Origin of the sequence: Myxococcus llanfairpwllgwyngyllgogerychwyrndrobwllllantysiliogogogochensis (assembly GCF_006636215.1) — a bacterium.
Lineage (GTDB): Bacteria > Myxococcota > Myxococcia > Myxococcales > Myxococcaceae > Myxococcus > Myxococcus llanfairpwllgwyngyllgogerychwyrndrobwllllantysiliogogogochensis.
Map to the genome: position 1 here is coordinate 65,849 of NZ_VIFM01000022.1, position 10,528 is coordinate 76,376.

The 10,528-nt window shown below is 68.2% G+C and carries 7 protein-coding genes; 3 read left to right on the forward strand and 4 right to left on the reverse strand.

Going from position 1 to position 10,528, the window contains the following annotated elements:
• The first annotated feature begins 9 nt into the window (after positions 1-9).
• The 3 genes from FJV41_RS08045 to FJV41_RS08055 all read left to right on the forward strand — a co-directional run bounded on the left by FJV41_RS08045 (position 10) and on the right by FJV41_RS08055 (position 2,763).
• Positions 10-723: a hypothetical protein gene (locus FJV41_RS08045; RefSeq protein ID WP_141641834.1), complete on the forward strand. Its 714-nt coding sequence runs from the start codon at positions 10-12 to the stop codon at positions 721-723.
• A gap of 93 nt (positions 724-816) precedes the next feature.
• The gene (locus tag FJV41_RS08050) at positions 817-2,160 is read left to right on the forward strand and encodes a short-chain fatty acid transporter (RefSeq protein WP_141641835.1); all 1,344 of its coding nucleotides are present in this window, start codon (positions 817-819) and stop codon (positions 2,158-2,160) included.
• Between the two features lie 93 nt (positions 2,161-2,253).
• A complete protein-coding gene (locus tag FJV41_RS08055) occupies positions 2,254-2,763 on the forward strand; it encodes a hypothetical protein (protein ID WP_141641836.1) in 510 nt (169 codons plus the stop codon).
• 105 nt (positions 2,764-2,868) lie between these two features.
• Here the strand turns inward: FJV41_RS08055 and FJV41_RS08060 are convergent, their stop codons facing one another.
• The 4 genes from FJV41_RS08060 to FJV41_RS08075 form a co-directional block, all read right to left on the reverse strand.
• Positions 2,869-4,677: a DUF4397 domain-containing protein gene (locus FJV41_RS08060; RefSeq protein WP_246137081.1), complete on the reverse strand. Its 1,809-nt coding sequence runs from the start codon at positions 4,675-4,677 to the stop codon at positions 2,869-2,871.
• Between the two features lie 53 nt (positions 4,678-4,730).
• Positions 4,731-7,490 (reverse strand): hypothetical protein, encoded by a 2,760-nt coding sequence (locus tag FJV41_RS08065; protein ID WP_246137082.1) that lies wholly within the window; start codon positions 7,488-7,490, stop codon positions 4,731-4,733.
• A 217-nt stretch (positions 7,491-7,707) separates the two neighbouring features.
• Positions 7,708-8,748 (reverse strand): Vgb family protein, encoded by a 1,041-nt coding sequence (locus FJV41_RS08070; RefSeq protein WP_220137839.1) that lies wholly within the window; start codon positions 8,746-8,748, stop codon positions 7,708-7,710.
• Between the two features lie 134 nt (positions 8,749-8,882).
• Positions 8,883-10,022 carry a type 2 periplasmic-binding domain-containing protein gene (locus tag FJV41_RS08075; RefSeq protein ID WP_141641839.1) on the reverse strand — a complete coding sequence of 380 codons (1,140 nt, stop codon included), beginning with the start codon at positions 10,020-10,022 and terminating at the stop codon, positions 8,883-8,885.
• Positions 10,023-10,528: the final 506 nt, after the last annotated feature.

Sequence of the window (10,528 nt, forward strand, 5' to 3'; positions counted from 1 at the left end):
GGGGTCATCATGAGACAGGTGAGCAGACGAAGAGTGCTGGGAGGAGTCGCCGCGGCCCTCCTTCTCGGGCTGGGAGGTGGCTGTAGCTCCAGCCACTCCCACAAGAAGGTGGAGACCGCGAAGGTGGAGGACTCCTGGATGGCGAGGGTGCCTCCCGACCAGATGGATGACGTGCGTCAGGCGCAGCTCGTCGTGAGCACGGCGGAGGAACAACAGGAGCGGGCGAACGTGTCCGTGGAGGACGGCAAGCGAGACCTGCAGGTGGCGCAGGGGCGCGAGCAGGCCGCGGAGGCTCGTCAGCAGGCCTCGGTGGATGCGCTGTCGGCGGCCCAGGAGACGGGGCAGGCGGACGCCATCGACCTGGCGCAGAACGACCTGGCGCAGGCCAACACGGAGCTCGCCGCAGCGAAGGCGGAGACGGCCCTGAATGAGAAGACCGTCACCACGCGCGAGTCGGTGGTGCAGGTGCGGGAGCGCGAGCGCGATGTCGCGAACGCGGAGCTGGCGCAGACCCGCTTCCTCACCCTCCAGCGCACCGGAGACGTCCGAGCACAGCAGGTGGATGGCGATGAACTCGCGCGGAATCTCGAGGAGGCACGCGCCAAGGCTCGGGACGCTGGGGACCAGGTGGACGCGAACATCACGGAACAGGAGCAGGCCCAGTCCACGTGGGAGCAGCTCGACGCGCAGACCCAGGCGTACGGCGGCAGCGGCGAGCCGTAGCGCGGTGAGTCAGGCGCCGCGCGGACAACAGTGGTCGCGGCGTGCGGGGATGCCATAGAACGAGGGGCACACCGTCCAGGAGCGCCCGCCCGCGTGGAGACCCTCGTCCGCATCGCCGAAGCCCTCGGTCGCTTCTCCGCGCGCTTCGTGCCCAGCGCCTTCTCCATCGCCGTCCTGCTGAGCCTGCTCACCATGGGGCTCGCCATGGGCTGGGCGGACGCGCCCGCCCCCAAGGTGCTCGACGCCTGGGGCGGCGGCTTCTGGGAGCTGCTCACCTTCTCCATGCAGATGGCGCTGGTGATGTTCACCGGCTACCTGCTGGCGCTCACCACGCCCGTGCGCGCGCTCCTGGAGAAGGTCTCCGGACTGGCGCGCACGCCACGCGGCGCCGTGGCGCTAATGGCCTTCGTCTCCATGGCCCTGGCGTACATCAACTGGGGCCTGTCCCTGGTCGCCAGCGCCATGCTGGTGCGCTACGTCGCGCGGCGCAGGCCGGACGTGGACTACCGGCTGCTCGTCGCGTGCGCGTACTTCGGCCTGGGCGCGACGTGGCACGCGGGCCTGTCCGCCTCCGCGCCACTGCTCGTGGCCACGCCGGGCCACTTCCTGGAGAAGAGCATCGGCCTCATCCCCATCGACCGGACCCTCTTCTCCACGTTCAACGTGGGGCTCACCGTGTCCGTCGTCGCCGGCCTCACGCTGCTCGCATGGGCGCTGCACCCCAAGCCCGAGCACGTGGTGCGCGTGGACCCGGCCGTGCTGGAGAAGCTCGGAGACTTCGTCCCGCCCGAGCGCCCCGCGGAGAAGAGTCTGGCCATCTGGCTGGACCACGCGCGGCTGCTCAACGTCATCTTCGGCGTGCTGGGCCTGCTGTGGCTTTCCCGCTACCTGTGGCTGAACGGCGGCTGGCGCGCGCTCAACCTCAACGTGGTGAACTTCACCTTCCTGGTGCTCGCGGTGCTGCTGCACGGAACCCCCGCGCGGCTCATCAAGGCGGCGGAGGAGGCCGGGAGCGTGCTGCACGGCATCGTCCTCCAGTTCCCGCTCTACGCGGGCATCTACGGCATCTTCAAGGCCACGGGCCTCACGGACCGCATCGGCGAATTGTTCGTGTCGCTGTCCACGAAGGAGACGTTCCCCGCCGTCGTCTATCTGTACAGCGGCGTGGTGAACTACTTCGTCCCCTCGGGCGGCTCCAAGTGGGCCATCGAGGCGCCCTACCTCCTCGACGCGGCCAGTCGACTGGGCGTCGCGCCGGAGAAGGTGGTCCTCGCGTATGCGTGGGGCGACATGGCCACCGACCTCATCCAGCCCTTCTGGGCGCTGCCGCTGCTGGCCGTCGCGCGGCTCGAGTTCAAGGACATCCTCGGCTTCCTGCTGGTGGCCTTCCTCGTGTACCTGCCGCTGGTGACGCTGGCCTTCTTCCTGCTCGGGTGAGGCTGGGCGAGGGCCGCGCCTTTCGTGCTACACAGGGCCCAGGCCGGCCGGGGAAGGCCGGCTCGAACTCACCGAACGAGGGGACCCCGAAACATGAAGAAGCTTCTGACGCGGAGCATGGTGTGCGCGGTGCTGGGGATGTCGTCGCTGGCCTTGGCGCAGGACGCGGCGCCGGAGGCTCCGGCCAAGGAGCCCGCGAAGGCGCCGAGCGCCGACGCGGTGCGTGACACCTGGAACTACTTCTACAACGGCCAGAAGCAAGGTCCTGTGCTGGTGGAGGCCAAGCTCTGTACGGAGGTGGCCAAGGACGGCCCCAACAAGTACGAGTGCATCGCCGAGGTCGGCGCCGAGGGCATCAAGGCGAACACCACCGTGATGCTGTGGCAGGCCTACCTGGTGCCCCAGGGCGACTCGTACGAGGACGTCATGGTGCAGACCAAGCAGGGCGCCGTGGTGCGCGAGACGAAGGACGTGAAGCTCAAGGGCGACGGCTGGCGCGCGCGGCAGTGGACAGGCGTGCGACTGAACAAGCCCGGCACCTGGACCGTGACGGTGATGCGCGGCGACCAGGTCCTCAAGGAGCTGCAGGTCAAGGTGAACTAGTCTCCGGAAGGCCCGTCACCGGGTTTCCAGAAACACGCGACGCCCGCCGGTGGCCAGGACAGGCCCCGAGCGGGCGTCGGTGTTTTCAGCGTCAGGCGTTCCGGCTCATGGCGCCGGCAGCGGACTGAAACTCGGGTCGTTCGGCGCGGACGGGCTCCAGGCATTCACGCGGGTGTTGATGGCGCGGTACGTGAGGGTGTTCTCCCAGTCTCCGATGAGGACGAGGAAGGTGGGCGTGCCCAGCACGCGGCCCCGGATGGTGCGCTCGATGGGCGTCGCATCCGCGGTCCTCAGGCCGAGCCAGGTGTAGACCGGCGTCGTCGTGGACACGGGCGGAGAGAACGCCGCGCCCGTGACGGGCTGCGTGGCCGTGGCGAAGGTCGCCCCCGTGAAGAGCGGCGTGAAGACCTCCCGGCTGGAGCCGTCGGCCTGGAACGAATAGGAGCCGAAGGTGAGCGGCGTGGGCGAGCTGGCCGAGCAGTGGATGAAGCGCAGGAACGGTGACTGCGCGCCCTCCGCCGAGAACTCGTCCTTCACGACCGTGAGCGTGGGCGAGCCCACCACCCGGCCACACAGCACGCCCAGGTAGCGACGACCCGCCTCCAGGGGACCTGTGGCCGCGCCCTCCAGCACCCCTTGCCCGGGCTGGCCATTCACCGTGAAGCGCAGCGAGAAGCCCGCGGTCGACACCGGCAGGTCCGCCACCTTTGGCGCGGCGCCGTAGGCCATGGCGGTCGCGATGTTCGACGAACCGCGGATGGCCTGGAGCTGCGGCGTCGTCCCTCCGACGGTGGCTGGCAGCAGGCCATTGAACAAGTACACGAGCGGGCCACGCTGGAAGCGCGCGACCGTGTTCTCCTTCGCGGTCACGAACAACAACGCGGGAGCCCCTTCGTCCGCGAGAGTGCGTCGGTCCTCGCCGGTGTTGATGGCGTAGTACGCCTTGCCCTCCGTCAGCGTCCCGTCCGCCAGGGAGTAGAACAGCCAGCCGCTCTGGGCGGGCGCGAAGATGGGCGAGGTTCCAATGACAGCCACGCGCTTCGTGTCGACGGGGACCAGAACGCCTTGCTCGACGACATCCGCCGAGTACGCATCCACGCTGTTGTTCTCGTAAGGTTCGCCCGCCTCGTTCGCGAGGCGGCGCCTGGCCGAGGCCGAGAGGACCCGGTCCGCGGACATGAAGCGCACGTGCACATTCCCTGGCTGCGCGGAGAGGGTCAACGCATGGTCCCTGAGCACCACGAGCCTGGGCTTGTCCGGGCGCTCCTGCCCGACCTGGAGCAGCGAGCCGGCACCGACGACGGTCACCCACTCGTCATCCGCCAGGGTGACTTCCGCGAGGGCCGCGAGGTCCGGGGCCTCCAACGTGCCTTCCGCGTCCCGAGCCACCACGCGCACGCTCTGGGTGGGCCCCGTCAGGATGACCTCCTGGAACTCCGACACGGCCGCCGCGCCTGCCTTCACCACCGGGAAGGGCTCCGCGTCGCCCACGCGCAGGGTGACGTGGAAGGGCTCCCACGGCCGATCCGCCACGTCGGTGGGGTTGTTCTTCAATCCGACGAAGGCATTGATGAAGCGCACGTGCGCTCGGAAATCGGGAGGGCCCGCGTCGAGAGGGCCCGCGTCCTCGCCACCATCCGTTGGAGTGGGCCCCCCGTCCTCTCCACCATCCGTCGGCGTGGGACCTCCGTCCTCTCCGCCATCCACGGGGGGATGGCCGCCGTCGCAACCACCCTGCCCTCCGTCACAGCCCGCATCCCCCGGAGGGGTTCCACTGTCCCGCCCGGCGTCGTATCCCGAGTCGGCACTCCCGGAGTCCGGCGGCCCCTCGTCATCGTCTCCACAACCGGTGACGCCCACCCCGAGGGCGAGTCCCACCATCAACAGCCACGAACCCAGGACGTTTCTCTTCACGTTGACGCTCCGGAGGAATCGACTCGCTGAAGGACTCACAGGGACGGCGCGACTCATGGCGCCACCTGTCGCTCACACTCGGTCCGCAGGGGGTAGATGGCGCCCGGTCCCTTGGACAGCTCATCGCGCAGGTAGAAGTACGCCATCACCCCCACGTTGAACTGCGCGCGCTGAAGCCACTCACCCAGCGCGGGCTCCTGACCCGCCCGGACCGCGTCCGTCAGCGGGTTGTCGAGCGAGCAGACCTCTTCCCACATGCGCACGCCGCCAATGGCGTTGCGGTTGCCGCTCGGAGGCTCGGCGGAGGCCGTGCCGAAGTTGCCCGTGCGGATGAGGTCACAGGCACCGCGCCCGGCGCCCAGCATGTTCGCGCCCCACTTGCTCCAGTCCGACGTGCGCGGGGAGAAGTCGATGTCCACCTCTCCGTATTTGATCCACGCGCTCATGAATTCCGGAGTGAACTGGACCGCCGTCCCACCGGAGGCCATGTACGCCAGGTAGCGCGCGCCCCCGTGCGGGTTGATGCTGTCGAACCGCGTCAGGTGGGAGACGCCATCCCTGGAGCCGAACAGGCCGGCGACGAGGTTGGCCACCCGACCGCCATTGAGCGCCACCAGCACCTTCGCCGCGCCCGTCTGTCCATCTCCCACGCGGCCGTGGCAGTTGGAGCAGATGCCCTGGAAGGCCGTCGCGCCCGGCGTCGTGTAGTAGAGCTCGCCCCAGGGCGCCCGGGGATTGCCCAGCGCATTCACCATCCACTTGTCGCGCGAGTCATTCCAGGGGTCATGCCCCGCCGGAGGACTGTCGCGCTGCGGGAAGCGACAGGTGCGCTTGGGCAACCACCAGTTCGTGGGGAAGAGCTTCCTGGCGAGCTGCTCGTGCCGCTCGGTGATGGCGTATCGGATGAGGTACTCGAACTCTCCCTGGCCGATGGCGTCCCTCCAGGCGGGATTGCGCGGCTCGTAGGGGACCTTGTCGGTGAAGTCCTCGGCGATCCACTGCACATCCGCGGGGTCCGTACACGCGCCAGCCACGACGGTGTCCGCCTGACGCAGGCGCGCCTGGCGGGCCTCGGCCTGCTGGGCGGGGGCCAGGAGCTTGTCGGCGGACCAGTCCAGCGCCGCGATGTAGCGCGCCACCAGCAGCGAGGCCCGGCAGTCCTTGCCCGGCACGTTGGTGGGCATGTGGATGACGCGAGCATCCGTGTCCCGAGCCACGCGCTGGTAGAGCGTGCTGGAGGGCGTGCGCAAGAGCAGGTCCTGCGAGTAGTCCTTCACCTCGCAGTCCACATAGACACGCTGGCCGTTGCTCTCCTTCACGCCGCACGGCTTCCAGCCGAAGAGGACGCCGCCCGCGGAGAAGTCCAGCGAGGCGATGGCGGGGTTGCTCCGCACTGCGAAGCCGTTGGGGTTGTGGCACTGGCCGCAGTTGCCGACGAAGTAGCCCTGCAGCTCCAGCGTGGCCTTGTGGGCCTCCGGTGAAGGGGCCTCCGCCTGCGCCGCCTCGGCGAAGCGTTCCAGCCGGGGCAGGGACGTCTCCAGCGCCTCCAACTGGCGGTAGGCGGGCACGCCAGTGATGACGCCGTAGCGCACCAGCCGGTCCATCTGATTCAGCTCGTCCTCGTCAATCAGTGCCTTCGCATCCACCCCGGCCTCGCCAGGGGCCCGGCGATTGAGCTGCAGGGGGGTGAAGCCCAGGATGAAGTTCTGGGCCTCGGAGCCGGTGTGGCACTGGACGCACCGGTGGGCGCCCGGAATCGCGTAGTTGCGCGTGGCACCGCCAATCTCATACGCCTTGTAGACGAGCACACGGTCGGAGAAGGGCTCGTTGTCGCGGTAGCGCAGGTCGTGCAGCTCCGCCACCGTCTCGTCCTCGTTCCAGAGGTACGTGCCGAAGAGCGATTGGTTCCAGGGCTCGCGGACGATGATGAGCCGCGTCTCCATCTTCCGGTAGCGCCGCTGACCCTGGAGGTCCGTCACCGACTTGAAGAACGTCTTGTAGAAGCGCGTGTTGGGCGGGATGTGGAACTTCTGCGTCTGCTCGTCGTACCGGATGGACTGTCCTTGTGGCACGTGGACCAGTCGCAGCTTCTTGGCGTTGTCGGAGAAGAGCGGATAGGTGGGCGCGAAGGCCACGGTGCCGTGGTTGGCGAGCCTGTCCGCGTCGAACGTCATGATGTCGCTGTCGGTCTCCGACAAGAAGCGGGGCAGCTTCGTGAGCCCGGCGAAGAAGGTGTCCTTCTCCGGGTCGCTTCCCAGCGGGTAGTCCTTGGCGACCTGCGGAATGCAGTGGCCCACGTCCGTCATCGAGTCGCCCACCTCCCGCACCACCGTGACGCCGCCCTCCGAGCTGGCCTCGCACACGACGGGGAACGTGCCTGTCGGCGAGCCCCGGGCAAGCCAGGCATTGAGCGCGCAGGACAGCTCCACCGCCTCCTTGAGTTGCTGGGGTGAGGCCCTGGGCGGCATCTCTCCTTGAGAGGCTTTCAGGGCCATCCGCGCGCCGTCGCGTTTGAGGCCCTCCAGGTCCGCCGTGTACTGGAAGCCTCCTTGGATGTTGGGAGGCAGGTGGCAGGAGGCACACTGCGTCCCCACGCGCGCCAGCAGGTTGTCGAAGTTCTCCGTCACCGGCTCCCGGGTGGCGGCCCGCCGCAGGGGAATCTTCTCGCTGGAGCGCGCCGGGGTGCAGCCGCGCTGGAAGGGAGGCACCACCACGGGCACCTCCACCACGCCCGCCAGCTCCGACGTACATGCCAGCAAGGCGGGGAAGAACGACAGACACACCACCAGCACGCGGCCTGGGGCAGGCCCCATCCGAGTCATCCCCATGTTGATGTCCCTCCCGCATCCCTATGGATGCACCGTGGTCGCCCCCAGGCCTCCCGCGTCATGTCAGACACGGAGGACCTGCCAGGATGGGTGCACCCTAGTCGCGGGTTCCAACAGGGAATGACAAGTCCTTGCAACAAAATCAGACACAGCCCGCACATCCGGAAGTATGTCTGTCTCGGAATCGTCACGCCCCGGAACGTCAGGGAACGGCGATGGCGCGCAGCTTCCCGAGCTTGTGGCTGCCGCGCTCGGTGAACCAGACATGCGCGTCCAGGCACCAGTTGCCCGGAGGCGCGATGACGATGCCAGACGGGCGGCTGCCGGGCGTGGGCAGGGCGAACTCGGTGATGGCGCCCGAGTAGGTGATGCGGCCAATGCGGTTGCCCGCGAGCTGGGTGAACCAGAGCTGGCCATCCGGCCCCAGGGCGATGGCGTTCGGCTGGCTTCCGGCGGTGGGCAGCGGGAACTCCGTCACCACGCCGTCCGGGGTGATGCGGCCAATCTGGTTGGCGGCCTGCTGGGTGAACCAGAGGTTGCCATCCAGGCCCGCGACGATGGAGGACGGCGAGGAGCGCTCGGTGAGCAGGGCGAACTCGGTGATGACGCCCTCGAAGGAGATGGAGCCGACCTTGTTGGTCGCCTGCTCGACGAACCACAGATTTCCATCGAACCCCTGGGTGATGGCGCGCGGCTGGGCGGCGGCGGTGGGCAGCGCGAACTCGGTGATTTCACCCGAGGGGGTGATGCGGCCGATGCGGTTGCCAATGACCTCCGTGAACCAGACGTTGCCGTCCAGGCCCGCGGCGATGCCAGCCGGGCTGGCGCCCCGGTTGGGCAGCGGGAACTCCGTCACCACGCCGGCCGGGGTGATGCGGCCAATCTGGTTGGCGGCCAGCTCGGTGAACCAGAGGTTGCCATCGAAGCCGGAGGCAATCTGCTGCACGCCCGCGCCGGTGGTGGGCAGGACGAACTCGGAGGTGACGCCCGCGCGGGTGGAACGGCCAATCCTTCCGGAGCCAGCCTGCGTGTACCAGAGCGCCAGGTCGGGCCCCAGGGCGATGCTCAGCGGGCCCGCGCCGGCGGGCAGGGAAATCTCCTCGACGTCGCCCACGGCGCCACGGGAATCACGGCACACCCAGGGTGCCGCGTGGAGGTCCGACGCCAGCGCGGGAGCGCCGAGCCAGGAGGTGGAGAGAAGCAACAGCGAGGAACGGAACAGGACGCGAACCTGAGAGCGCATGGTGGATGGGGCTTTCGTCTGACACAGGTGGGCACGGAGGGTCATCCCTCCACGAGAGACGGGCCGGAGAGGCAGACAGGTGCCCTCCGGCCCGAAGCATTCAGTGACAACGGTTGTCGAAGCGTGACTTCACATCACGGACCGGAGCAGAGCCCCGCGCCACGGCCCTGGCCATCGCCGCCGCAGGCCAGCGGCGTGAAGTTCTCTTCAGGTGCACACGCGATGAAGCCCTGCTGCGTCAGGATCTCCTCGAACTCTTCCGCACCCGTGGGGCTGTAGATCCACTCGTAGAGGACGGCCTCCTCGAACGACTTGGCGCGGTTGACGTTCTCGTTCAGGAAGATGCGGCGGGAGAGCGGATAGACATCCGTCGCGCCGGACTGGAGCAGTTTGCGCACGTTGACTGCGCTGGGCTCGATATAGGTGCTGGTCGTCGGGGTGATGGGGGCCACGGCCTTCAGCCAGAGCCTGGCATTGCCGAGCCGGGTGGCCGAGTCGCCGGCGTAGCCGATGGCGTTGTTGTCGTTCTCCGCCAGCTTGCCGATGCAGGTGGTGGCGCTGTCCGAGGACGTGCAGGGGCTGGGGTTGGAGGCAGAGCCGTCGACGATGACGGTGATGCCAGGGCAGAAGGTGCCGCCCTTGAGCAGCGACTTGAACGTGTCGGTGGTGCCGGAGAGGTCATCGCGGCGGTACTTGACGATGGTGGCGGACGGCTGGCCAAACGCGGTCCAGTTGGTCGGGCACGCGTTCGCGATGGCGACGCCCGCGCTGTCGGTGGCGAAGAAGATGCGGCGCAGCTCCTCCGTGGTGAGGCCGCTGCCCGGCAAGGCGGCGAAGCGGGTGGACTTCACGAACGCGCTCACCGCGTCCAGGGCGATGGTGTTGCTGCGCTCGCCAGGGCAGCAGGCGCCCGTCGCCGTGCCGCTCACACAGGCCGCACCCGACGCCGTCTTCGGCGCCGCGAAGTCACGCGACATGGGGGCCAGCGTCTGCGCCCCCGAGCTGCAGAAGCCGCTGGAGCCGACTCCGTTGCGCAGGCAGGCCTCGCCGACGCCGGACCCCTTGCCCTCGATGCTCAGCTCGGAGCCCGCGACGATATTGGCCGCGATGAGGGCCTCCTTCAGCGTGTCCGAACCATAGAAGTTCGGAATGGCCAGCGACGCCTTCTGCCCCACCGCTTGGGCCGTCTGAGCCCCCGCGCCGGACTGACCTCCACAACCCACGACCGACATGGCAACCACCGTGGCGGACATCACCCACTTCATGCTGTTCATGGACGGCTCCTTGGCTGCTGTGCTGGATTCAACGCAACGCAAGGTGCCTGAATGGACAGACAATCACTGACTCAACTCTGTCAAATCTTGGCCAGCGTCACGTCACGCCAGCACTGACACGCGAAACCCAATTCGTTGCATGTTCGTGTTTTTCATCGAATCGTGATGTTCGCATCCGCCCCGTCACCCGCCTTGTCCACGCGCCAGGATGAAACCGAGTCCCTCACGACGCCTGTCATCCCCAGGACAGATGAGGGCCACGCGCCACGCCCACCTGCCTGCTCGAAGCGCTACAGGCCTGTCTGCCTTCCGGCCGGGCGCGTCGTTTTTCCTCCAGCGTTGGCTGGTGGACAGGGATTTTTTCAGGAGAACGAACACCTTTCTCGTCCCCCAGGCCGGGGTCCCTCTCGCGCCCAGAGGGAAGTGCCTTTCGGAAGGACTGCTGGCAATCACCTTGCAGAAGCGTCCCCGCGGTTGAAGGGCAGGGGGTCGTCGGGGGTCGGGGG

What these genes read in the sequence shown, in the direction of transcription:
- FJV41_RS08075 (WP_141641839.1), bottom strand. Translation starts at nt 10,022, where the DNA reads ATGAACAGCATGAAGTGGGTGATGTCCGCCACGGTGGTTGCCATGTCG.
- FJV41_RS08045 (WP_141641834.1), top strand. Translation starts at nt 10, where the DNA reads ATGAGACAGGTGAGCAGACGAAGAGTGCTGGGAGGAGTCGCCGCGGCC.
- FJV41_RS08055 (WP_141641836.1), top strand. Translation starts at nt 2,254, where the DNA reads ATGAAGAAGCTTCTGACGCGGAGCATGGTGTGCGCGGTGCTGGGGATG.
- FJV41_RS08065 (WP_246137082.1), bottom strand. Translation starts at nt 7,490, where the DNA reads ATGGGGCCTGCCCCAGGCCGCGTGCTGGTGGTGTGTCTGTCGTTCTTC.
- FJV41_RS08070 (WP_220137839.1), bottom strand. Translation starts at nt 8,748, where the DNA reads ATGCGCTCTCAGGTTCGCGTCCTGTTCCGTTCCTCGCTGTTGCTTCTC.